The sequence below is a fragment of the Brevibacterium yomogidense genome, assembly GCF_016107685.1.
GTDB lineage: Bacteria > Actinomycetota > Actinomycetes > Actinomycetales > Brevibacteriaceae > Brevibacterium > Brevibacterium yomogidense.
The window spans coordinates 668,289-691,937 of the sequence record NZ_JABASY010000002.1; the positions used below are offsets into that span (position 1 = coordinate 668,289).

Annotated in this window: 20 protein-coding genes; 13 read left to right on the forward strand and 7 right to left on the reverse strand. The window is 68.5% G+C overall.

What is annotated here, in order from left to right:
• Nucleotides 1-56 precede the first annotated feature (56 nt).
• Both JFC09_RS07385 and JFC09_RS07390 read left to right on the forward strand, forming a co-directional pair.
• Nucleotides 57-779, forward strand: coding sequence for an ABC transporter ATP-binding protein (locus JFC09_RS07385; protein WP_198393329.1), 723 nt, complete (start codon nt 57-59; stop codon nt 777-779).
• Entirely contained in the window at nt 779-1,510 is a 732-nt protein-coding gene (locus tag JFC09_RS07390; RefSeq protein ID WP_198393576.1) for an ABC transporter permease, read from the forward strand. The genes JFC09_RS07385 and JFC09_RS07390 overlap by 1 nt, the downstream gene beginning before the upstream one ends.
• Nucleotides 1,511-1,625: 115 nt before the next feature.
• Here JFC09_RS07390 and JFC09_RS07395 read toward each other — a convergent pair whose 3' ends face one another.
• Nucleotides 1,626-1,967 carry an RNA polymerase-binding protein RbpA gene (locus tag JFC09_RS07395; RefSeq protein WP_198393330.1) on the reverse strand — a complete coding sequence of 114 codons (342 nt, stop codon included), beginning with the start codon at nt 1,965-1,967 and terminating at the stop codon, nt 1,626-1,628.
• A 157-nt stretch (nt 1,968-2,124) separates the two neighbouring features.
• Between JFC09_RS07395 and JFC09_RS07400 the strand changes: the two genes are divergently transcribed.
• From JFC09_RS07400 to JFC09_RS07425, 6 genes are all read left to right on the forward strand, one after another.
• Nucleotides 2,125-2,499 carry a hypothetical protein gene (locus JFC09_RS07400; RefSeq protein ID WP_198393331.1) on the forward strand — a complete coding sequence of 125 codons (375 nt, stop codon included), beginning with the start codon at nt 2,125-2,127 and terminating at the stop codon, nt 2,497-2,499.
• Between the two features lie 25 nt (nt 2,500-2,524).
• Nucleotides 2,525-2,893, forward strand: coding sequence for a DNA glycosylase AlkZ-like family protein (locus JFC09_RS07405; protein WP_198393332.1), 369 nt, complete (start codon nt 2,525-2,527; stop codon nt 2,891-2,893).
• A 46-nt stretch (nt 2,894-2,939) separates the two neighbouring features.
• On the forward strand, nt 2,940-5,315 hold the full coding sequence (locus JFC09_RS07410; RefSeq protein ID WP_198393333.1) for an ATP-binding cassette domain-containing protein: 2,376 nt from the start codon (nt 2,940-2,942) through the stop codon (nt 5,313-5,315).
• Between the two features lie 300 nt (nt 5,316-5,615).
• Nucleotides 5,616-6,032, forward strand: a complete 417-nt coding sequence (locus JFC09_RS07415; RefSeq protein WP_198393577.1) for a transglycosylase family protein — start codon at nt 5,616-5,618, stop codon at nt 6,030-6,032.
• Nucleotides 6,033-6,166: 134 nt separating this feature from the next.
• Nucleotides 6,167-6,946 (forward strand): TetR/AcrR family transcriptional regulator, encoded by a 780-nt coding sequence (locus tag JFC09_RS07420; protein WP_198393334.1) that lies wholly within the window; start codon nt 6,167-6,169, stop codon nt 6,944-6,946.
• A gap of 11 nt (nt 6,947-6,957) precedes the next feature.
• Nucleotides 6,958-7,884, forward strand: a complete 927-nt coding sequence (locus tag JFC09_RS07425) for a TIGR01777 family oxidoreductase (protein WP_198393335.1) — start codon at nt 6,958-6,960, stop codon at nt 7,882-7,884.
• Between the two features lie 178 nt (nt 7,885-8,062).
• Here the strand turns inward: JFC09_RS07425 and JFC09_RS07430 are convergent, their stop codons facing one another.
• On the reverse strand, nt 8,063-8,995 hold the full coding sequence (locus JFC09_RS07430) for an AEC family transporter (RefSeq protein WP_198393336.1): 933 nt from the start codon (nt 8,993-8,995) through the stop codon (nt 8,063-8,065).
• A 241-nt stretch (nt 8,996-9,236) separates the two neighbouring features.
• On the opposite strand from JFC09_RS07430, the gene JFC09_RS07435 reads away from it, so the two are divergent.
• Nucleotides 9,237-9,734 (forward strand): Hsp20/alpha crystallin family protein, encoded by a 498-nt coding sequence (locus JFC09_RS07435; protein WP_198393337.1) that lies wholly within the window; start codon nt 9,237-9,239, stop codon nt 9,732-9,734.
• Between the two features lie 91 nt (nt 9,735-9,825).
• Here the strand turns inward: JFC09_RS07435 and JFC09_RS07440 are convergent, their stop codons facing one another.
• Nucleotides 9,826-10,635: a class I SAM-dependent methyltransferase gene (locus JFC09_RS07440; RefSeq protein WP_198393338.1), complete on the reverse strand. Its 810-nt coding sequence runs from the start codon at nt 10,633-10,635 to the stop codon at nt 9,826-9,828.
• Complete coding sequence (locus JFC09_RS07445; protein WP_198393339.1) at nt 10,632-11,717, reverse strand: Ldh family oxidoreductase; 1,086 nt, start codon at nt 11,715-11,717, stop codon at nt 10,632-10,634. Before JFC09_RS07445 ends, JFC09_RS07440 begins: the two co-directional genes overlap by 4 nt.
• Nucleotides 11,718-11,869: 152 nt before the next feature.
• Between JFC09_RS07445 and JFC09_RS07450 the strand changes: the two genes are divergently transcribed.
• Nucleotides 11,870-13,150, forward strand: a complete 1,281-nt coding sequence (locus JFC09_RS07450) for an aminotransferase class I/II-fold pyridoxal phosphate-dependent enzyme (RefSeq protein ID WP_198393340.1) — start codon at nt 11,870-11,872, stop codon at nt 13,148-13,150.
• Between the two features lie 86 nt (nt 13,151-13,236).
• Here the strand turns inward: JFC09_RS07450 and JFC09_RS07455 are convergent, their stop codons facing one another.
• The 3 genes from JFC09_RS07455 to JFC09_RS07465 all read right to left on the reverse strand — a co-directional run bounded on the left by JFC09_RS07455 (nt 13,237) and on the right by JFC09_RS07465 (nt 18,064).
• Nucleotides 13,237-14,100 (reverse strand): 3-hydroxybutyryl-CoA dehydrogenase, encoded by an 864-nt coding sequence (locus JFC09_RS07455; RefSeq protein ID WP_198393341.1) that lies wholly within the window; start codon nt 14,098-14,100, stop codon nt 13,237-13,239.
• A gap of 69 nt (nt 14,101-14,169) precedes the next feature.
• Complete coding sequence (locus JFC09_RS07460; RefSeq protein ID WP_198393342.1) at nt 14,170-14,661, reverse strand: peptide deformylase; 492 nt, start codon at nt 14,659-14,661, stop codon at nt 14,170-14,172.
• Nucleotides 14,654-18,064 (reverse strand): pyruvate carboxylase, encoded by a 3,411-nt coding sequence (locus JFC09_RS07465; protein WP_198393343.1) that lies wholly within the window; start codon nt 18,062-18,064, stop codon nt 14,654-14,656. Before JFC09_RS07465 ends, JFC09_RS07460 begins: the two co-directional genes overlap by 8 nt.
• Nucleotides 18,065-18,214: 150 nt before the next feature.
• Between JFC09_RS07465 and JFC09_RS07470 the strand changes: the two genes are divergently transcribed.
• From JFC09_RS07470 to JFC09_RS07480, 3 genes are all read left to right on the forward strand, one after another.
• Entirely contained in the window at nt 18,215-19,420 is a 1,206-nt protein-coding gene (locus tag JFC09_RS07470) for an exonuclease SbcCD subunit D (protein WP_198393344.1), read from the forward strand.
• 1 nt (nt 19,421) lies between these two features.
• Entirely contained in the window at nt 19,422-22,460 is a 3,039-nt protein-coding gene (locus JFC09_RS16875) for an AAA family ATPase (protein ID WP_198393345.1), read from the forward strand.
• Nucleotides 22,461-22,521: 61 nt separating this feature from the next.
• A complete protein-coding gene (locus JFC09_RS07480) occupies nt 22,522-23,583 on the forward strand; it encodes a ParA family protein (protein ID WP_332839691.1) in 1,062 nt (353 codons plus the stop codon).
• The last annotated feature ends 66 nt before the right edge of the window (nt 23,584-23,649 follow it).

The following is a 23,649-nucleotide window of genomic DNA, read 5'->3' on the forward strand; positions in this document are numbered from 1 at the left end:
CGGAGGCCCCCCAGAGGCGCCTTGTCCCGGTGTCATGACGGGCGTAGATTCGGCGCATGGTGAATGCGGCCATCGCAGTGAGCGGACTCACAGTCCGGCGAGGTCGCCGCACTGTGCTCCACGACGTCTCGCTCACCCTCCCCACGGGCGGTGTGACGGGTCTGCTGGGCCCGTCGGGGAGCGGCAAGTCGACGCTCCTTCGGTCACTCATGGGCATCCAGCGAGGCGTGTCCGGGACGGTCGAGGTCCTGGGGGCACCGGCCGGGTCACCGACGCTCCGAGCGCGTATCGGCTACATGATGCAGTCGAGCGGGGTCTTCACCGACCTCACCGTCGCAGACAACATCCGGTACTTCGCGGGGCTCCTCCACCTGCCTCGCGCAGAGATCGAGCGCGTCATCGACCTCTGCGATCTCCACACCGTGAGGAACAGCCCCGTGTCGGCGGTGTCGGGCGGCCAGGCCAATCGCGTCTCACTCGCCGTGGCACTGCTCGGTGGGCCGGACCTGCTCGTCCTCGACGAGCCGACAGTGGGCCTCGACCCCGTCCTGCGTGCGGAGCTGTGGTCGCTCTTCCGCAGCCTGGCGGCCTCCGGGAAGACGCTTCTCGTCTCCAGCCACGTCATGGACGAGGCGACGAGGTGCGATCGCCTCGTGCTGATGCGGGACGGGCGGATGCTCACCTCGACCACGCCGGCGCAACTCCTCAGCACGACCGGGGAGTCAGACCCGGAGGCCGCGTTCCTCACCATGATCGCACCGCACGGGGACCCGCCGTGATGTCCCCGGCGCGCACACTCACAGTCACCCTCCGGGTCCTGAGGCAGGTCCGGCGGGACCCGCGCACGGTCGGGCTGCTCCTCGTCGTTCCGTCCCTGCTCACGGGACTCGTCGCGTGGATGTTCACCGATACGGACACGTTCGGGGACATCGGGCCCGCGATGATCGCGCTCTTCCCCTTCGTCGTCATGTTCCTCGTCACCTCGATCGCGACGCTGCGGGAACGACGCAGCGGGACTCTGGAGCGGGCACTGACCCTGCCCCTGTCCAAGCTCGACCTGCTCGTGGGATACCTGCTGGCGTTCAGCCTGCTGGCCGTCGTGCAGACCGCGGTGACGGTCGCATTCGCCGTGTGGGTGTGCGACCTCGACCTGTCAGGAGGAGCGTTCGGCGTCGCAGCGGTCGCGGTGCTCAACGCAGTGCTGGGGACCGCTCTGGGCCTCCTCGCGAGCGCGTTCGCCGCCACGGAGTTCCAAGTGGTCCAGTTCATGCCCGCATTCGTCTTCCCGCAGGTGCTGCTGGGCGGGCTGTTCATCGCGCGGGACCGACTGCCCGCGGTGCTCGAGACTGTGGGGGACGTCCTTCCGCTGTCCTACGGCTTCGATGCACTCGACGCAGCGGCTTCGGGGGCGGGCTTCACGGATTACGGCACGGATGTCGCAGCGATCGGTGTGTGGATCGTCGCCTCGATCGTCCTGTCCGCCGTCAGTCTGCGGAGACGCACACCGTGATCGCCCGGAGCCACGCGGAGGCAGCGAAACGGGGCCCGCACTCGTGCGGGCCCCGTCGCTGTCCGTGGCCACTGACTGTCGTCTCCTGCCGGGGCGGAGACGGCGCGTCAGCAGGTCAGGAGGACGCGGGCAGGTCTCCGCGCCGGTAGGCCAGGCGTTCGTCCAGCAGCACCTGGAGCTCTTCGAACGACCGTCGTTCGAGGAGCATGTCCCAGTGGGTGCGCACCGGCTTCGTCTCCACCTCTTCCACGGCCCCGCCGTCGACGCGCGTCCCCATGCCGTGTGTGCCGGAATCCCACTGGGAGGGGATGTCCGCCTCGACGGAGAACGGCACCGTGAACGTGTGGCCGTCGTCGCAGCGGTACTCGATGAGCTGGCGCGGTGCGGGTTCGACACCCGCCTCCGACTCGAGGCTCCGGGATCCCAGCTGTGTCCCTCGCAGGCTGCGTTCGCTCATATGTCTCTCACTTCTCCGCGTCTACTATGGGTTGGTCGACTCGTAGTCGTCTTCACCGAACACAACAGTCTACCGTGCGAAGACATTCCCGATCGACTTGGAACGGCCCTCATACCGGTCGTTGACCTGCACGCCCGAACCGGGGGATCATAGGGGCATGACCAGCATGCGCGAGCCCATCGAGCCCGACGACGTCTACGAATCCGTCGAATGGACCACCGGCAGAAGGCTGCGGCGTGCTGCCGACACCGTTGCGCGCACCGCTGGCACCGCGTCCCGCACGGCGATCACCGCAGCCCAGACAGCACGTCACTATGCTGGCAACGCGGCACGCGTCGCACGCACCGGCGCCACGAAGGCCGCCGCGCCCGGGGGAGCGGTCGACTGGACCGAAGAGCGTCTCACGCGCGTCCTCGGCGACGTGTCGGAGCGCGTGCCCGGGCGGGGGGAGCGGACTGACCGCGCCTTCAGCACGGCACAGTCGACTGTCACCGTCGGCGCGCGTCGCGCGCGCCGGCTTCTTCGCGGCTGACCCGCGGACTCTCGCTCATGCGCAGATGACGCGGGACCTCGCGGGCGTGACCGCGCTCGCGGGCGTGATCACGTCGGTGGCGCTGCGCACGTCCGAAGAAGTGCAGGACGTGACCGGCGCCCTCTCCGCGGGGCGGATCGTGCGCGGGTATCCGATGCCCGGGACGGTGTTCGTCACCTCCGCCTCCGACCTGCGCTGGATGAAGCAGCTCTGCGCTTCACCGGCAATCCGGGCCGCACAGAAGCGGCGTCCCGCGCTGGGTCTCGACGACACCCATGTCACACGGGCACAGGGCGTCCTGATCTCCCTCACCTGCGAACGCTCCCAGCCCGGCGGGGGGACGGGTGTCCCCCGAGCGGAGCTCTTCGACGCGTTCCCCTACACTTCGCTCTGAAACCGGAGCGCCCCCGCCCCGCCCCCTCCCGATCAGGAGCATCGACGTGACAGCAGCGATCACCCCCGCGGATTCCCACGATCGCATCCGCGTGCACGGCGCGCGTGAGAACAACCTCCGGGATGTCTCCCTCGATCTTCCGAAGCGGCGTCTGACAGTCTTCACGGGCGTGTCCGGTTCGGGGAAGAGCTCACTGGTCTTCGGGACGATCGCGGCGGAGTCCCAGAGGCTCATCAACGAGACGTACCCCGCGTTCGTCCAGGGGTTCATGCCCTCGCTGGGCCGACCGGACGTCGACGTCCTCGAAGGACTCACCACCGCGATCATCGTCGACCAGGAGCGGATGGGCTCGAACCCTCGCTCCACCGTCGGCACCGCGACGGATGCCAACGCGATGCTGCGGATCCTCTTCTCCCGGATCGCGCATCCCCACATCGGCGGGCCGCAGGCGTACTCGTTCAATGTGGCGTCCGTCTCCGGTGCCGGCGCGGTGAGCATCGAGCAGCCGGACGGTTCGACGAAGCGCGAAAGACGGGAGTTCGCGATCGTCGGGGGCATGTGCCCCCGCTGCGAGGGAACCGGCACGATCCACGACGTGGACCTGACCGCACTCTTCGACGACTCCCTGTCCCTGGACGACGGTGCCATCACGATCCCCGGCTACAAGGCTGGCGGCTGGATGGTGAAGTTCTACTCGGAGTCCGGCCTGATCCCGGCGGATCGGCCGATCCGGGAGTTCACCGAGCAGCAGATGGGCGACTTCCTCTGGAAAGAGCCCACGAAGATGAAGTTCCGGGGGATCAATTCGACGTATGAGGGGCTGGTCCCGCGGATCCGGAAGTCGATGCTCAGCAAGGATCGTGAGTCGATGCAGCCCCACATCCGCGCGTTCGTCGACCGCGCGTTCACCTACGTCCCGTGCGCCGACTGCGGCGGCACCCGCCTGAGCGAGGCGACCCGCTCCTCGCGCGTCGACGGGATGTCCATCGCGGAGGCCTGCTCCCAGGAGATCGCGGCGCTCGCGGAGTGGGTCCGCAGGCTCGACGAGCCGTCCGTCGCGCCCCTGCTCAGCGGCCTCACTGAACTCCTCGACTCCCTCGTCCGGCTGGGTCTGGGGTACCTGTCGCTGGAGCGCGCCTCCGGGTCCCTGTCCGGGGGAGAGGCGCAGCGGATCAAGATGGTCCGCCAGCTGGGCTCACCGCTCACGGACGTCACCTACGTGTTCGACGAGCCGACCACGGGCCTGCACCCGCACGACATCTCCCGCATGAATGAACTGCTCCTCCAGCTGCGGGACAAGGGCAACACCGTCCTCGTCGTCGAGCACAAGCCTGAGACGATCGTGATCGCGGACCACGTCGTCGATCTGGGTCCGGGACCGGGGGCCGCCGGCGGGCAGGTCGTGTTCGAGGGGAGCGTCGAGAACCTCGCGGGGGCGGACACACCCACAGGACGGCACCTGCACGACCGGGTCACGCTGAAGCCGGAGGTGCGGACCGCCTCAGGCGCGATCGAGATCCGCGGTGCGGATCTGCACAACCTGGCCGGCGTGGACGTCGACGTGCCCGCCGGCGTACTCACGGTTGTGACGGGGGTCGCCGGGTCCGGCAAGAGCTCGCTCATCCACGGCTCGATGGCAGGACGTGACGGCGTGGTCATCGTCGACCAGTCGGCGATCCGCGGATCGCGCAGGAGCAACCCCGCGACCTACACGGGACTGCTCGAACCCATCCGGAAGGCGTTTGCGAAGGCGAACGGCGTGAAGCCCGCGCTGTTCAGCCCCAATTCCGACGGCGCCTGCCCCACCTGCAAGGGGGCCGGGGTCATCTACTCCGACATCCCGACTATGGCGGGCGTGTCCGTCCCGTGCGAGAGCTGCCAGGGCCGCCGCTTCCAGGACGAGGTCCTCGAGCACACGCTGGGAGGCAGGGACATCGCCGAGGTGCTGCGCATGTCCGCTGCCGCGGCCCACCGGTTCTTCTCCGAAGGCGAGGCCCGGGTCCCGGCGGCCGCGAAGATCCTCGGCCGTCTCGTGGATGTCGGGCTGGGGTACGTGACGATCGGGCAGCCGCTCACCACACTGTCAGGCGGAGAGCGTCAGCGGCTCAAGCTGGCCGTGCGCATGGCCGGCGACGGTGAGGTCTACGTGCTCGACGAGCCGACCACGGGCCTGCACCTGCAGGACGTCGAGGCGATGCTCGCGATGCTCGACCGCCTGGTCGATGCGGGCAAGTCCGTCATCGTCATCGAGCACCATCAGGCCGTCATGAGCCACGCGGACTGGATCATCGACATGGGGCCCGGTGCGGGTCATGAAGGCGGGCACGTCGTGTTCGAGGGCACGCCGGCGGAACTCGTGGGCCGTGCACGCGCGGGGGAGTCGACGCTCACCGGGGAGCACCTCGCCGCGTACGTCGACTGACGCCCGCAGGTGTCTCCTAGGTGTCTCCGCGCTCGCCGGGGACGCGGGATCAGCGCGGTCAGGTCGCACTGAGACGACTCTGAGGGGATGCGGACCACTGCGGCTCCCGGACAGGCTTCCGTCGCCGCGCCGTGTTCACTACCGTGCGTGGCGGCGTGGTCACCGACCCCGGGCAGCGGGCCTGCAGGGGGTCGGGTCCGCGCACGCCGTGCAGACGCACGACGTCGGACGACATCGAGGCGCGCACCCGGCGGGGAGCACCCGCCCTGCGCTCCGAAGGAGAACGACACCGTGAAGACCATGACGAGCAGCCTCCGCAGGATCGCACTGCTGGGCGGAGCCGGCGCGATCGCCCTCACGGGTTTCGCGGGCGCGGGTGCCTCCGCGCACGCCGATTCCGGATCCGTGTGGGACCGTGTCGCCGAATGCGAGTCCGACGGCGACTGGAGCATCAACACGGGCAACGGCTACTACGGCGGTCTGCAGTTCTCGCTCCAGACGTGGGAGGCGTTCGGCGGTGAGGGGATGCCGCACGACGCGAGCCGGACGGAGCAGATCCGCGTCGCCCAGAACACCCTCGAGGAGCAGGGACCCGGCGCTTGGCCGGTGTGCAGCGAGGAAGCCGGGCTCACGAAGGAGAACGGACTCGCGGACGACGGCACCGGTTCCGACGACGGTGATGCGGGGTCCGGGAAGCCGGAACTGGGAGCCGCATGATTCGCACGTGAACTGCCGCGCCGGGCTCTTCGCGCGGTGAGGATCGATCGGCGGTCGTGGGAGGACTCCCACGGCCGCCGATTCGTCTGCGCGAGACCATTTTGAACGTGTTCAAAACAAGCTAGGGTGGTGCCATGGACACGCGATCACCCCTCACTCCGGCACCAGTCGGCGCTCCCGCGTCGAAGAGGGAGCGCACACGGGAACTCCTCGCCGACACCGCACTGCAGATGTTCCGCGAGCGGGGGTACGAGGCGACCACCATGCGCGCCATCGCTCAGGCGGCAGGTGTCTCCACGGGCAACGCGTACTACCACTTCGAGGGCAAGGAAGCCTTCGTCCAGGAGCTCTACCGGCGCATCCAGCGCGAGCACCTGATCCGCGTACGGGCAGGCGGTCCGCAGAGCAGGACGCTCGCAGAGAACCTCCGCGTCGTCCTGCACACCGGAGTCGCCGTCATGGCGCCCTACCATGCGTTCGGGGCGACGCTGCTCGGGACCGCACTGCGCACGGGTTCACCCTCGAGCCCGTTCTCCGCCTCGTCCGCAGAGGCCCGCACCGCAGCGGTGGGCCTCATGCGGGAGGCGGTCGCCCATTCCACGAACGCACCAGGAGGCCGTGTGGGGGAGAGGCTGCCGGAACTGCTCTGGCTCGCGTACATGGGGGTCACGCTCTTCTGGGTCCTCGACACCAGCCCCGACAGGCGCCGCACAGCGCTCCTCATCGACGGTCTCGCCCCTCTGATGGGCCGTCTCGTCGGGCTCACCCGCGTGCCCGGCGGTCGGAAGCTCGCGCACGACGCGATCGACCTTCTCGACCGCATCCACGCCGACCCCGTAGAGGCCACCGAACCCGCAGAACCGCCCGAACCGGAGCAGCCGGCGGAACCAGCCGAACCACAGGACCGCAGGTGAAGGAGAACGGAATGACCTCGCAGACGGTCGTACTCGCCGGCGCGAGCGGGTTCATCGGCACTCATCTGGTGCGCCGCTTCGTCCAGGACGGCTACCGCGTCCTCACGATCGGACGGGGGAGCGGCGCCGATGCGGGGTGGGGAGGGGACCTCGGCGGCGTGCTCGCAGGCGCGGACGCTCTCATCAACCTGGCGGGACGATCCGTGAGCTGCCGCTACACGAAGAGGACTGCGGATGAGATCTTCCGGTCGAGGACAGAGACCACGCGCGCACTGGGTCGGGCGCTTGCAGAGTGCAGCGACCCGCCCGTGTGGCTCAACGCGAGCACCGGCACGATCTACCGCGACGCCCGCGACCGCCCGCAGGACGAGGAGACGGGAGAGCTTGGCACCGGATTCTCCGTCGCGGTGGCGCGCGCCTGGGAGAACGAGCTGTGGGACGCCCCGGTCGACGTGCGGAAGGTCGCACTCCGGATGTCCATCGTGCTGGGCGCCGGGGGAGCCCTCAACCCGAACATCAACCTCGCACGGCTGGGGCTCGGAGGGCGCCAGGGGGACGGTGCTCAGATCATGTCGTGGATCCACGTCGAGGACGTGTACCGCGCGGTCCGGCACGTGCTCGCACGGGATACGCTCACGGGTCCGATCAACCTCGCGACTCCGCAGCCGGTGACGAACGACACCTTCATGCGCGAAGTGCGCGCGCACCTGGGCGGCGGGGTCGGCACCCGCATCGGCGTTCCGCTGCCGGCATGGTCGCTGGAGGCGGGCGCACGCATCATCCGCACCGAAGCGGAGCTGGTGCTCAAGAGCCGGTGGGTGGAACCGCGGAAGCTCCTGGACAGCGGATTCGCGTATCTGCACCCCTCCATCGGTCGGACGCTGTCTCAGATCAGCGAGCGGACACGAGCCGGTCTGGTGCCCGTGCAGCTGGGATGAGGCGTGCAGCTGGGATGACGCGACGGCCGCTGCGGACTCGAGGCGCATCCCATCCGCACATCCCCGAACCGCGCCGCACGCGTCGCGCCGATAATCTACATTATGTTAAGTACATCCATGACGGCCGCGCGCCATTCACCCTCACGAGCACTGCACCCCTTTCGCGCGCCCCACCACGCTACAAGAGCACCGACGCCCCCACGAGGAGCACGACCGGCAGGGTGACGAACGACGCCGCCGTCTGGAATGCGATGAGCGCAGCCATGAGTGACGCGTCGCCGCCCAGCTGCCGGGCCAGCACGTAGGACGTGCTCGCCGTCCCGATCGACTGGAAGATCAGCGCGACGACCGCCACAGGTCCGCTGACCCCCATGAGCACCAGCCCACCCAGCGTGAGGGCAGGCAGCACGAGGAGCTTCACGACAGAGGCGACCGCCAGGCCCACCGCATGTGTGCGCACCTCGATCCTCCGCAGCCCCGCCCCGACACACAGCAGTCCGATGGGAAGCGCCGCCGCGGCCAGCGGATCGAGGACCGTCAGTGCGATCGTCGGAAGCTCGAACGGGAGCGCCCCCACCACCGCACCCAGAGCGCATGCGAGGACGAGGGGGTTGAGGACGATCTTCCCGATGAGCGCAAGCCACGACCCCTTGTCCACGAGGAAGACCTCGAAACCCAGGGTCGCGATGACATTCACGAGAGGGACGAGGACTGCGCCCACCACACCCGCGAGAGCTGCCCCCTCCCCTGGCGCCAGGCTCACGGCCAAGGACACCCCGACATAGGTGTTGAAGCGGACAGACCCCTGCAGGACGGAGGTGAAGGCGGAGGCCCGCGGCGCGACGACGCGGTGCAGCGCGAAGAGCGCGATGGTCACGAGGAGGGTCGGCACGACGACCGCCACCGCGACACGTCCCAGCGGGACGCCGGCCAAGTCGACTGTCGCGATGTTCGTGAAGAGAAGCGTCGGGAGCAGGACGAAGTACGCGAGACGCTCCGCACCTCCCCAGAAGTCCGGCGAGGAGAAGCCACGGAACCTCCGCAGGAGGACACCGAGCGCCAGAAGAGCGGCGATCGGCACAAGTGCCGCCGCGATCGCACTCGCAGACATAGACCTCTCCCCCGTCGTCGCGTCGAGTCGCCGTATGACGACCCCCCTCGTTTTATCATGCGTTCGATCAAGGGCGCCTGCCTGACCCCAGCCCTGCCCTGTGGGCAGGAGATCTCTTCCCTCTGCACGGGAATAGCGCTAGAGTTGAGTGTGTTGGACTCAATGTAACGGGCGCTGTCCCGCTCAAGACCAGAGCAGGCCCCGCCTGTGCCACAGCACGTCGAATGAAAGGAAATGCATCATGACCGGAACCGCTTTCAACCCGATCCGCGACATCGACCGCTTCTTCTCCGAAGTCACGCGCACACCGAATTCGGTGGGTCTGCCGATGGATCTCTACCGCAACGGCGACACCTTCGTCGCGCGCATCGACATGCCCGGAGTCGATCCTGCGAGCATCGACGTGGACATCGAGGACCGCACCCTCACCGTCCGAGCCGAACGCAGTGCCGCTCTGCCTGATGCAGACGTCAAGTGGCTCACCCGGGAACGCCCCACGGGCACGTTCGCACGTCAGCTCACGCTGGGCAATCGCGTTGCCGTCGCAGAGATCAGCGCGGACTACGCAGACGGTGTCCTCACCCTCACGATCCCCGTGGCGGAAGAGGCGAAGCCCCGGAAGATCTCCGTCGCACACACGTCGAACAGTGGGGCTGCGGGGAACATCATCGCTTCTGAGGCAGCCTCCGGCTCGAGCGCGGACGCCCCTGCTGGCGACTCTCCCGCGACGGAGGGCTGAGGCTCCTCCCGCGATTCCGGACGAGGGGTCTCACCGAGGGCGGTCGGATGCACACGCGCATCCGACCGCCCTCCGCTGTGCGGGCACTCCGTCAGCGCAGCCGCGGCCTGAGGTACCCGAGGCACAGGTACGGGAGCGTGAACACGTCTCCCCCGCTGTGGTCACCGACGTCTGCGGCGAGGGACCGTCCTTCCGCTGCAAGGAACGTCCGGATGTTGCCCTCGACCCGCCTGCGGATACGCTCACTGCTGCGCAGCCAGTACGATCGGGTCGACGCCAGCGCGACGACATCGTCGACCGTCACGGTCGTCGAGAAGGGGAACTGTGCTGAGGTCGGCGGCCCGAAGCCCTCCAGGTGCGGTCTCCATGCCGGGCGGTAGACGTCACCGGCATGCATGATCCGTGCGAGGCGCAGCACCCATTCGAGGCGCACGTCCAACTGGTTCAGGACCACGACGACCGCACCGTCCACGGTGAGGACCCGCCGGAATTCCGCCGAGGCGGGCGCGGGGTCGATCCAGTGCCAGGCCTGTGCCACTGTCACGAGGTCGACGCTCCCCTCGTCGAGCGGCAGCGACTCCGCCGTTCCGAGGAGTACGGGTTCCGGATGGAATGCAAGCAGGTCCGTGTCGGGATCGACGCCGACCACCGACCAACCACGCCGTGTCATCCCCTCACCGAAGATGCCGGTGCCTGCCCCCACATCAGCGACTCGGCCGGGCTCCGGGTGCACCTCCTGGATCCATCCGTACAGCTCGTCCGGGTACCGGGGCCTCACCCGGTCGTACACCGAGGCCGCTTCTCCGAATCGGGTCCCGGCCCCGTCGCGGTCGCGACCCGCACGGGCCGGACCGACCGCCCGCTGGCCGGTCCTCCCCCACGCGTCGGTCGTGCCGGTCACGCCTTCTCAGCCAGCGCGAACTCACTTCCCAGGTCTGCGCTCAGGGACCTGAGCTGGTCGACGAGCGCGTCGGCGAGAGGCACCCCTCGGTCCAGCCGTTCCGCTCTGGTCAGGAAATCCCGGTCCCCGGTCGCCTGGACCGGCGCGGTCGGATCGAGCGGCTCCATCGCGCGGACCGTGTCGCGCAGCTCCCTCACGTACTCTCCCGCGTCCACGGGCGCGCCGAACGCCGCCGGGTCGATCGCCAGGAAGAAGTACCCGATGTCCTGATACCCGTCGACATTGCCGGGCTGGCCTGCTCCGGGGAGCGCTGCGGACAGGATCTGCACCATCGTCGCAAGCGCGGATCCCTTGTGACCACCGGTGAAGAATCCCTGTCCACCCAGGGGAAGCAGGCCTACTCCCCCGTCTTTCCCGTACTCCAGCCGACGATAGATCTCCTGCGCATCATGCAGCGGCGTTCCCTCGCCGTCGACCGCCCATTCCTCCGGCAGGTCCTCGCCCTTCAGCCCGTACACCTTGACCTTGTTGAGTGGCACTGTCGTCGTCGACATGTCGACGAGCACGGGCTGTTCACCGGGCACGGGGGCCGCGAAGGCGATGGGGTTAGTCCCCATGAGGGCGTGCTTGGCGCGGTGCGGCACCTGCAGCGCGTTCGCCGTCGAGCAGAGGGAGACGCCCATGAATCCCGCGTCGGCCGCCATTCGGGCGTAGTACCCTGCCGCGCCGTAGTGGTTCGTCCGATTGACCACGCCGATGCCCACACCGAAGCTCCGTGCCGCCTCGATCGCCTCGGTCATCGCGAGGTGTGCACCCGTGTGTCCGAACCCGCGCTTCCCGTCGACTCTCACGACCGCCCCGAATGCGTGCGCCACATCGGGCTGCGCGGCCGGGTCGAGATGGCCCTTCGCGATCTCGGACGCGTAGTACGGGAGCATCGAGATCCCGTGCGAGTCGACTCCCATGAGATCCGTGTCGTACATGACGTCCGCGCAGACGGTGCGTGTGTGGTCATCCGCTCCGAGCCCGCGGAGTGTCGCGTCGATCTGTGCCCGGACCGTGGAGGGTTCGAATCGTCTCATGCGGGCGACACTACACAAGAGCGGATCAGCGTCGTCGCACGGTCCGCCCGGGCGAACGGCGAGGCGGGCCGCCGCACCCCCGCCCTGCGACCCCGTCTAGGATTGGGGTGTTCAGGCTCACCCGTACTCACCCACGATGAAACGGATCGCGCATGTCCCTCAGCTCGCTCACACCTCAAGAGATCGCATCCCGCCTCGAGGCGGCGACAGCGGATTACGAGAAGTTCGCGTCCCGCGGACTCAGCCTGGACATCACGCGCGGCAAGCCGTCTGCCGCACAGCTGGACCTGGCCGATCCCCTGCTCACCGCGGTCGCCCCCGGTGACACCCGGTCGGCCGATGGGACGGACACCCGCAACTACGGCGGCCTCCACGGTCTGCCGGAGCTGCGCGAGATCTTCTCCCCCCTGCTGGGTGTCCCACAGGCGCAGCTGCTCGCGCAGGGTGCGTCATCGCTCACCCTCATGCGGGATGCTCTCGTGTTCATGATGCTGCACGGGCGGCCGGGATCGTCTGGACCGTGGGCGGGCGAGCCGGTCCGCATGCTCTGTCCGGTTCCGGGCTACGACCGGCACTTCGGAGTCGCCGAATCGCTCGGCTTCGACCTGGTACCGGTCGCCACCGACGCGGAGGGCCCGGACATGGAGCAGGTCGCCACGCTCGCGGGCAGCGATCCCACCGTCAAGGGGATCTGGATCGTCCCGGTCCATTCGAATCCGACCGGGGTGTCGATCTCCGAGCGCCGTGCTCGCGCACTCATGGAACTCACCGCTGCGGCGGACGATTTCACGGTGCTCTGGGACAACGCGTACGCGCTGCACCACCTGAGGGAGCCCCACCCTGAGCCGATCGACGTCCTCGGCATCGCCGCGGGCTCCGGGCACCCGGATCGCCCGCTCGTCTTCGCGTCGACGTCGAAGATCACCCATGCCGGTGCCGGTGTCTCCTTCTTCGGTGCCTCCCCCGCCATGGTCGAGTGGTTCGCGAACCACACGGCCGCGGGTTCCATCGGCCCGGACAAGGTGAACCATCTCCGTCACGCCAGGTTCTTCGGATCGCCCGACGGGGTGCGCGACCACATGCGGAAGCATGCGGAGCTGATCGCGCCGAAGTTCGCGGCGGTCGACGAAGTGTTCACCCGCGAGCTGGGTCCTGATGATCTTGCCGCGTGGACGGATCCTGCCGGCGGCTACTTCATCACGCTGGCGGTTCCGCCCGGCACGGCGTCCCACGTCGTCAAGCTCGCGGCCGAGGCCGGGGTGAAGCTCACCCCCGCGGGCGCCACGCATCCGCACGGGGTGGACCCGGACGACGCGATCATCCGCATCGCACCGACGATGCCGCCGTTGGAAGAAGTGGCGGAAGCCGCCGAGGTCGTCGCCACCTGCGTGCGCGTCGCCGCCTACGAATCGGTCGCAGCCATTCGCGCATGAGTGCTGCGCACTCCACGCGACGAGGGGCCCGGACCTACCGGTCCGGGCCCCTCGTCGCGCGTGCCGCCCTCAGCGGCCGCTGCGGGTCACTTCGCGCTGTAGTCGTAGAACCCTCGTCCCGACTTCACACCGAGCATTCCCGCATCGACCATGCGCGACAGGAGGACGGGAGGCTTCGCCGCCGGGTCGCCCGTCTCCTCGTAGATGCTCTGTCCCACGAACAGGCACGTGTCGAGGCCGACCCGATCCGCCAGTGCGATCGGCCCCATGGGGTGAGCGCATCCGTTGACCATCCCGGTGTCGACGTCCTCCTTCGTCGCGTGTCCGGCCTCGATCATGCGGATCGCAGAGAACAGGAACGGGATGAGGAGCGCGTTCACCACGAACCCGGGGCGGTCGGTCGCCCGAATGGCCACCTTCCCGAGCACGTCCGTCACGAATGACTCCACGGTGTCGACGACCTGAGGGTCCGTGAGCTCGGATACGACGAGCTCGACGAGCGGCTGGACCGTCGCCGGGTTGAAGAAGTGGATCCCCAGGACGCGGTCGGCCCGGGAGGTCGACTGCGCGAACCGGATGATCGGCATCGACGACGTGTTCGATGCGAGGATCGCGTCCTCCGCGGTCACGATCGCGTCGAGTTCCGCGAAGATCGCCTTCTTGATGTCCTCGTTCTCGCTCGCCGCTTCGATGATCAGCTGGCGGTCCGCGAAGTCCTTCATGTCGACCGTGTAGTGGAGACGCGCCACGGCGGCGTCGCGCTCGTCTTCGGAGAGCTTGCCGCGCTCCACCCCGCGAGCGAGGCTCTTCTCGATGCGGGCGCGGCCCGCGTCGACCGCCTGCTCGCTGATGTCACGGACGACGACGTCGAGTCCCGCGCGAGCGAGCACCTCTGCGATGCCGGATCCCATGAGTCCGGAGCCTACGACTCCGGCGCGTTCGATGACCATGTTGCCTCGTTCCTTCGTCACTTGCTGTTCGTTGTGGTGAGTGGTCTGTGTGCACGGTCCTCCGGGCTGTCAGAACCAGTCCGAGCGACGGACGGCGCCCAGCGCTTCCCTCTTCCGATCCTTGGGGAGGGTCTCGATGTACACGATCCCCTCCAGGTGGTCGGTCTCGTGCTGGAGCATCTGGGCGAAGACGCCTTCGCCCTCGACGCGGACGGGTGCGCCGTCGACATCGAACCCTTCGACCGCTGCGGTCTCCCACCGGGGAGTGGGGAACCAGAGTCCGGGGACTGACAGACACCCTTCGTCGATGTCGCGCAGACGTCCCCCCGTCTCCACGACCACGGGGTTGACGACGTGTCCGACCCTGCCGTCGAGGTGGTAGGCGAAGACACGCCGGTCCACCCCGATCTGCGGGGCGGCCACCGCCGCGCGCCCGTCCGGGGCCGCGGTGTCCGCGAGATCCCGGACGAGCGCACGCAGCGCGTCGTCGAACGCGGTGACCGGAGTGCACACGGTACGCAGCACCGGGTCACCGTAATGCCGGATGGGACGGTCAGGCATCGATCACGACGACGAGGTCGCCGCCCTCGAGCTGCTGGACCGGTCCGATCGCCAGCCGTGCGACCGTGCCGTCGATGTGCGAGGTGATGGAGGCCTCCATCTTCATCGCTTCGATCGTCGCGACCGTCTGCCCTGCCTTCACCTCGGCGCCCTGCTCCACCTGGAGGGTGACGACACCGGCGAAGGGGCTCGCCACGTGGCCGGCGTTGTCCGGGTCGGCCTTCTCCGCCGCTGCAACGTCGACGTCGACAGAACGGTCACGGACGGAGATCGGACGCAGCTGCCCGTTGAGCGTGCACATGATGGTCCGCATACCGCGCTCATCGGCGGGTCCGAACGCCTGGATGCCGACCAGGAGTGCCTTGCCCTTGTCGATGAGGACGCTGTATTCCTCGCCCTCCGCAAGGCCGTAGAGGTAGAGAGAGGTCTCGAGCACGGACAGGTCTCCGTACTGGTCGCGCATACGCCCGAATTCCTTCGTCGGCTGCGGGAACAGGAGTCGGTTGAGCGTCTCCTGCCGCTCCCGACCGGGTTCGTTCAGCAGGGCGGAATCCGCGGGATCCAGGTCTGCGGCAGGCGCCTTGTGCGTGCGTCCCTGCAGTGCCTTGCTCCGGAACGGCTCCGGCCAGCCACCTGGCGGGTCGCCGAGGTCACCGTTCAGGAATCCGATGACGGAGTCGGGCACGTCGAAGCGCTCCGGGTTCTGCTCGAACTCCTGGGGGTCCGCTCCGACGGCGACCAGGTGCAGAGCCAGATCGCCGACGACCTTCGACGAGGGCGTGACCTTGACGAGGTGGCCGAGGAGCCGGTCTGCCGCCTCGTACATCGCCTCGATCTCCTCGAACTTCTCCCCCAGCCCCAGTGCAACGGCCTGCTGACGGAGGTTCGACAGCTGTCCGCCCGGGATCTCGTGCCGGTAGACACGACCGGTGGGTCCCGGCAGCCCTGATTCGAACGGCTTGTAGACGTTCCGCACGGACTCCCAGTACGGCTCGAGATCGCCGACGGCGGACAGGCTCAGACCTGTGTCCCGCTCGGTGTTCTCGAGAGCGGCGACCAGAGCGGACAGTGACGGCTGACTGGTCGTGCCCGCCATCGACGCGCTCGCTGCGTCCACGGCGTCTGCTCCCGCAGCCGAGGCGGCGAGCAGTGTCGCGAGCTGTCCTCCTGCGGTGTCGTGCGTGTGGACATGCACCGGAAGATCGAAGTTCTCCCGCAGGGCGGTCACGAGCTTGGTCGCGGCGGCCGGGCGGAGCAGGCCCGCCATGTCCTTCACGGCGAGGACGTGGGCCCCCGCGTCGACGATCTGCTCCGCGAGACGCAGGTAGTAGTCGAGCGTGTAGAGGGTCTCGTTCGGACTCGACAGATCCGAGGTGTAGCAGAGGGCGACCTCCGCGACTGCGGACCCGGTGGCCCTCACCGCATCGATCGCCGGACGCATCTGCGACACGTCGTTCAGTGCGTCGAAGATGCGGAAGATGTCGACGCCGACGGCGGACGCCTCTGCGACGAACGCGTCCGTCACCTCTGTCGGGTAGGGCGTGTAGCCGACGGTATTGCGTCCTCGCAGCAGCATCTGCAGGTTGATGTTGGGGACGGCTTCGCGCAGCTTCGCGAGGCGCTCCCACGGATCCTCCGCGAGGAAGCGGAGTGCGACGTCGTACGTCGCACCTCCCCACGCTTCGATGCTCAGCAGCTCCGGCGTCATCTTGGAGACATACTCCGCCGGTGTCACGAGATCCTTCGTGCGCACACGAGTGGCGAGGAGCGACTGATGGGCGTCCCGGAACGTCGTGTCCGTGACGGCGAGTGCTGTCTGTTCCCGCAGACCCTTCGCCCAACCGTCGGGGCCCAGCTCCTGAAGCTTCTGCCGGGATCCGGCGGGTGCGGGCCGTGACGCCACGTCTTCCGGAACAGCCGGCAGCTTGTCGACGGGGTCGAGGGTGACGGGTGCGTCCCCGTGCGGACGGTTGACGGTGACGTCCGCGAGGAATTCCAGGATCTTCGACCCCCGGTCCGCACCGACACGGGCATCCAGCAGGTGCGGATGGTCGTCGATGAAGGTCGTCGCGACGTCGCCGTCCCGGAACTTCTGTTCGGCGAGGACCGCGCGGAGGAACCCGATGTTGGATGCGACACCGCGGATCCGGAACTCGGCCAGTGCGCGGCGCGCGCGATCGACGGCCTGCGCGAAGGTGCGACCGCGGGTCGTGCACTTCACGAGCATCGAGTCGAAGTGCGCGGAGACCTCAGCGCCCGCGTACGCGGTCCCGCCGTCCAGCCGCACTCCCGCGCCGCCGGCGGATCGGTAGGCCGTGATGACACCGGTGTCCGGTCGGAAAGAATTCGCAGGATCCTCTGTGGTGATGCGGCACTGCAGTGCGGCGCCCTTCACCTGGATCATGTCCTGCGACAGGCCGAGCTCCTCGAGCGACCCGCCGGCCGCCACAAGGAGTTGAGCCTGCACGAGGTCGATGTCTGTGATCTCTTCCGTCACGGTGTGCTCGACCTGGATGCGAGGGTTCATCTCGATGAACGAGTGCTTGCCCGCGCGCGACCCTGCCGTCTCGAGCAGGAACTCGACGGTGCCGGCGTTCTGGTAGCCGATCTCACGCGCGAACTTCAGTGCATCGGCGTGCAGCGCCGCGGCGGTCTCGGGGTCGAGGTTGGGCGCGGGCGCGATCTCGATGACCTTCTGGTGCCTGCGCTGGATCGAGCAGTCGCGCTCGAAGAGATGGATCGCGTTCGACTGGTCGTCCGCGAGGACCTGGACCTCGATGTGGCGCGGACGCTGGACCGCCTGCTCGATGAAGACGGTCGGGTCGCCGAATGCGCCCTCCGCCTCACGCATGGCGGCCTTCAGGGCCTCGACGAGACCGTCGTCGCTGTCCACGCGACGCATGCCGCGTCCCCCTCCACCGGCGACCGCCTTGACGAAGAGGGGGTACTCGATGTTCGCGGCCTGCTCGATCAGCTCGTCGATGTCCGCTGACGGTGACGTCGACTCAAGAGTGGGCACACCTGCTCGACGTGCGGCTTCGAGAGCATGAACCTTGTTCCCGGCCATCTCCAGGACATCGGCACTCGGGCCGACGAACGCGATCCCCGCTTCCTCGCACGCGCGGGCGAGGTCAGGATTCTCGGCCAGGAAGCCGTAGCCGGGGTACACGGCGTCAGCGCCGGATTCCTTCGCCACCCTCATGATCTCGGAGACGTCGAGATACGCACGGACGGGGTGGCCCTTCTCCCCGATCTTATACGCCTCGTCCGCCTTCAGACGGTGTTCGGAATTGCGATCCTCGTAGGGGAACACGGCCACCGTCTCCGCGCCCAGCTCGTAGGCTGCGCGGAAAGCACGGACGGCGATTTCGCCACGGTTGGCGACAAGCACCTTCTGGAACATTCGAACTCGATTCTTCCGGCGCCGGTTCACGACGCGTCCTGCGGAACACGACCACTGTACAAGTGGGTTCGGGCACACGTGCGGGTGGGGCGCGGGAGCCGGATCCCGGACGCCGCCGCTGTGTCCGCGCCGTTGGCTACCCTGAACCGCATGCGGATCCTTCACACCTCTGACTGGCACCTGGGTCGACGCCTGCACGGCGTCGACCTCACCGATGCGCAGCGGAAGTTCCTCGACTGGCTCCACACCACGGTGGAGGAACGCGCCATCGACGTGGTCCTCATCGCCGGCGACGTGTATGACCGTGCGATCCCCCACCCGGACGCACTCGGTCTGTGGGAGTACGCGGTGTCCGGGCTGCTGGACCGGGGTGTCCGCATCGTCGCCTCCAGCGGCAACCATGATTCGTTCGTGCGCTTGGGGCTCAACCGTCATCACCTCGACCGTGCGGGTGTCCATCTCCGCACGCACCTGTCCGACATCGTCCGTCCTGTACGGCTCGCCCCGGACGGCTCGGTGCTCACCGACAAGGACCCTCGTGCCGCAGTCTCCGTGCACGGGATCCCCTACCTGGAGCCATCGCTCGTGTGGGAGCGGATACGTGCAGCCGGACGCACCCATGCGGCTGTGCTCGGTGCTGCGATGTCGCGAGTCGTCGCACACCGGGACGCGCACGCCCCGCAGGATCGCCTGGTCGTCCTGGCACACGCATTCGTCGCAGGCTCCGTCTCCAGCGAATCCGAACGCGATGTCTCCCTGGGCGGGGTCGGCGTGACTCCGGCCTCCGTCTTCGCTGACGCCGACTACGCCGCACTCGGCCATGTCCACCGTCCACAGGCCCTCTCCGACCGCATCCGGTACAGCGGGTCGCCCCTCCCCTTCTCGTTCGGGGAGGCACGTTTCGCCAAACAGGTCGTCGAAGTCGAGTTCGCCCCCGCCCCGGGGCCAGACGGTCTGGGGACGCCGCTCGTGACAGCACACACCGTCCCGGAGTTCCGACCCGTGCGAACGCTGCGCGGAACACTGCGCGATGTCATCGCTCAGGCCTCTGACCACCCGGACGCACTCGTCTCCGCAGAACTCACCGATCCGCAGCGGGTCCCCGGTGCTGTCGACCGGCTGCGTTCGGCGTTCCCAGGTTTCATCCGCATGTCCTGGACGGAGCTCACGCGGACGACGACCGTCCCGGGAGCCGGCGCTGGTGCTGGAACCGCTGTCCTCACGGACGAAGAGGTATTCGCGGGTTTCCACCAGACGCAGCGGGGCGGGCCTCCGCCCGACCACGCGACCCGGCGATTCTCGGCCGCGCTCGCACAGGTGCACACGGGTGCGGGTCCGGCGGAAGGGGCGGTGTGACGTGCGTCCTCACCATCTCGTCATCGAAGGCTTCGGCCCTTTCCGGGACAGACAGACGATCGATTTCGATTCCGTGTCCCACGACGGCATCTTCCTCATCGCGGGGCCCACGGGCGCTGGTAAGACCAGCATCCTCGACGCGCTGTGCTTCGCCCTCTTCAACACCGTGCCCGGCCCTCGCGGATCGGCATCCGACCTCCGCTCGCACCTCGCAGCACCCACCGACCCGACGCGCGTCGAACTGACGTTCACGGCTTCCGGCCGGCGCTTCCGCATCGAAAGGACCCCTCAGTACCTCCGACCGCGCAAGAGGGGAACTGGGATGACGACCCAGAGTCACACGGTCGCGCTCGCGGAGTGGGTCGACGGCGAGTGGGCGGGCATCTCCCGCACGGCTCAGGAGACCCAGGCCTTCCTCGACGCGATCGTCGGACTCAACGCCGCGCAGTTCACAAAGCTCGTCGTCCTCCCCCAAGGCGACTTCGCCGCATTCCTCCACGCCGATCCCACGGAGCGCGAAGGGATCCTCGAGAAGCTCTTCGCGACAGAGCACTTCCGTGCGGTCGAACGCGTACTCGGCGAACGGGCGACCCGTGCCCGCCGCCTCACGGAGAAGGGCGACCACGAGCGCAGATTCGCTCTCGAATCCGCGGCTCACTCCTCGTGGGAGACGGCCCCGCTTCCCACTGCGACTCCCACGGTCGTCGAAACGCTGGCGTTCCTGAGGGTCATTGCCGTGAGCGCCCGGGAGCGGGCGGAAGTAGCGGACTTCACGTCCCGGCTCGCGGAGCGGTGCGCAAAGACCTCAGAAGAGGCCGCACGGGGATGGCAGCAGCGTATCGAAGACCGCACCGCGCTCGCCGCCCTGCGCGAGGACGAGGCCACGTGGGCAGCAGCACTGCACGAACGCGAAGCGCTTCGGCTGAAGGCCGACCGCGCACGGGCCGCGCACTCCCTGAGTCCCCAGCTGAAGGCACTGCAGAGGGCGCAGGCAGAAGCCGCGCGGCTGGACGACGCGTCCCGTCGCGCGCGCGACGAGGCGCTGAAGGCCATGCCGGCAGAGGCGAGGGTCCCTCTCGACGAGCTGACCGACAAAGACATCGCTGCCGCGGCAGCGCATCTGGACCGTGCAGAAGACGGACTCGCCCGTCGCGCAATCCTCGAGAAACTGGTCGCGGACACGGAAGCGGAAGCGGCCGCTGCCGCAGAAGAAGCAGAGCGCGCCCGATCGATCCTGACGGGCCACGAAGCGAGAGCTGAAGAGCTCAGAGCGGAATCCGAGCGGCTCCGCACCACGTTCGACGGACTTGAAGACATCGCGTCGGCACGTGACCAGCTTCGGGAGCACCAGCGTGCGATCGCGGCGGTGCAGACCGCGATCGCACAGCGGGATTCTGCACACGCGCGCCTCATCAATGCCTCGCACGCTGCGGAAGCCTCCGCACGGGCCCTCGAGGCCACTCGTCGAGCGATGCGCGAGGACTCCGCCGGGTCCCTGGCCGCCACCCTCGTCGCGGGGCAGCCCTGCCCCGTGTGCGGCGCATGCGAACATCCGGATCCAGCGCGCCCCACCGGTGAGGGCCCGTCACCGGACGACGAGGCCGACGACGAAGCCGCAGACACAGCCGCCCGTTCCGCGCTGGCCGCTGCAGAGGCCTCGTACGAAGGCGCAGACCAGTCACTCACCACCGCACGAGCCGCAGCCGCAGGCATCGAGGCGGACCGGCTCGAAGAGCGTCTGGCGGAAGCGGAGTCAGCTGTCACGAAGCGCGTGGAGCTCCGGGCTGCGATGGCCTCGACCGGCGCGGCCCTCCGTGACGTGGGACCTCGCCTCGAAGCTGCACGTGCGGCCGTCGCGACGGCGGACGCCGCGTATGCGCGAACGTCAACGGCATATGCGCAAGCCCGCAGCCGGTTCGACGAAAGCTCGGAGTCGAGCGTTGCGGAGGCTCCCTCATCCTGGACAAAGCTGGGCGTCGTCGAACCGTCGAATTCGGTCGCGGCCCGCTGTGCACGTGCTGGTCTCGACCGACTCACGACGGCACGCACCACGTGGCTGCAGGCACGTGGTGAAGCCGAACGAGGACGTCGCGACATGCGCACGCGGACCAACGATCTCACCGCGGCACTCGCCGACTCCCCCTTTGCCGACGTGGCATCACTCGAAGCCGCTGCGGCTCTGCCGCTCGAGGACCTCGAGAAGCAGCTGGACGCACACCGCGAGCACGCCACGCGTCTGGCGCTGAGGCGCGAGTCGCCACCGATCATCCGGGCTCGTGACGACACGTGTACCGACGACGCCCTCACTGACGCCTCCGAGCAGGCAGAGGCGGACGCAGAGCGAGACCGTGCGCGTGCCGACGTCGCTTCAGAGCACGGCGCCGTCGCTCAGGCGGCGGCCACGGCTGCGCACGCGGCTTTCCGCCGCACCCTCGCCGATCGCACCGAGGACGAGGACAGGATCACAGAGCTTCAGCGGGACATCGATCTTGCTGAACTCGTCCTGGGCACCAGCACGGATGCCGCCAGCCGCATGTCCCTCTCCTCCTATGCGCTGGCAGCGCTGTTCGCCGAAGTGGCCGTCCACGCATCCGACCGACTCGTCGACATGACGGCTGGGCGATACCGGCTCGAGCACGATCTGGAGCGACGCAGGGGCGACCGCCGAACGGGGCTGGGGCTCAAGATCGTCGACACCTTCACGGACGAGTCCCGCGACCCGCGGACACTGTCCGGCGGAGAGGGCTTCATGGCGTCCCTAGCTCTCGCGCTGGGCATGGCCGACACCGTCCGGGCAGAGACGGGCGGAATCGACCTCGACGCGCTGTTCCTCGACGAGGGCTTCGGCACCCTCGACCCGGACACCCTGAGCGACGTGCTGGCAGTGCTCGACCGGTTGAGGACGGGGGGACGCACGATCGGCATCATCTCCCACGTCGCGGAGCTCCAGCAGGCGATCACGACCCGCGTCATGGTCGCTCCTGGGCCCAGCGGAGCGAGCATCCGCGTCGAGGCCCCACAGGTTCAGGTCGAAGAATGACTCACCGCGCCGGGCGGGTTGCCCTCCGGAAAAGCACCGCTGATCGGTTACGGTAGATACCGTGCTCGTCATCAGCGTTTCCAGCCTCAAGGGCGGCGTCGGGAAGACTTCAGTCGCACTCGGCCTCGCCTCCGCAGCCCACAACCGCGGGCTCCCCACGCTAGTCGTGGACATGGACCCCCAGGCGGATGCATCGACAGGCCTCGACGTGCCTGTGACGACTCCGCTCGACATCGCCGACGTCCTCGCCGCGCCCAAGGCGAAGATCGTCTCCCAGGCGATCGTCCCCTCCGGCTGGTCGGGCGGTGCCAAAGGTGCTCTCGACGTGATACCGGGAAGTCCTCGGTCTGCGGAATTCGACCGTCCGACGCTGTCGGAACGCTTCCTGCGGCGCCTCAAGGACGCTCTCTCCACGGTCAGTGACGACTACCGGCTCGTGATCATCGACTGCCCTCCGTCGATGAACGGCCTCACCCGCGCCGCGTGGATGGCGAGCCAACGGGTGGCGGTCGTGACGGAGCCCGGCCTCTTCTCGGTGGCAGCGGCAGACCGGGCCCTCCGCGCGGTCGCAGAGCTGCGGCGGCGCGGCGCACCGGACCTGCAGCCTCTCGGCATCATCGCGAACCGTGTGCGGACGAAGTCTCGTGAGCACGGTTTCCGGGTCGAGGAGATGAGGGAGATGTTCGGCCCGCTCGTCCTCACGCCACCCATCGGCGAACGGACCGTACTCCAGCAGGCCCAGGGATCCGCGCGCCCGATCCACTCGTGGCCGGGCCACACCGCGAGTGAACTCGCCGGAACATTCGATTCGCTCCTGGACCGTGCACTTCGCACAGCGACCATCCGTGGGCGCGACGAGCGACGTGACGCGGCAGACATCAGTCGGTCGGCGGGAAACACGACGGCAGTGGGGCACGACGTTCCAGGCGGATTCGAGGACTCAGCATCGCCGTCGGCTCAGACGTCAGCATCGGTTCCGACCGGGCCCTCCGAGTCCGGCTCCGACGCACAGACGGCCTCTGCGGCGCAGGGCTCCACAACGGCGCTGACCGATACATCCGTGAGCGATACCGATGAAGCCGCGGCAGACGTCCCGCTGCGCCGCCGCCGCGATCGCCGCTGACAGTCGGGCGTCTCGACTCACCCGGGGCTCTCCGGAGAACTTCCTCAGCAGACCGGCGAGTCATTC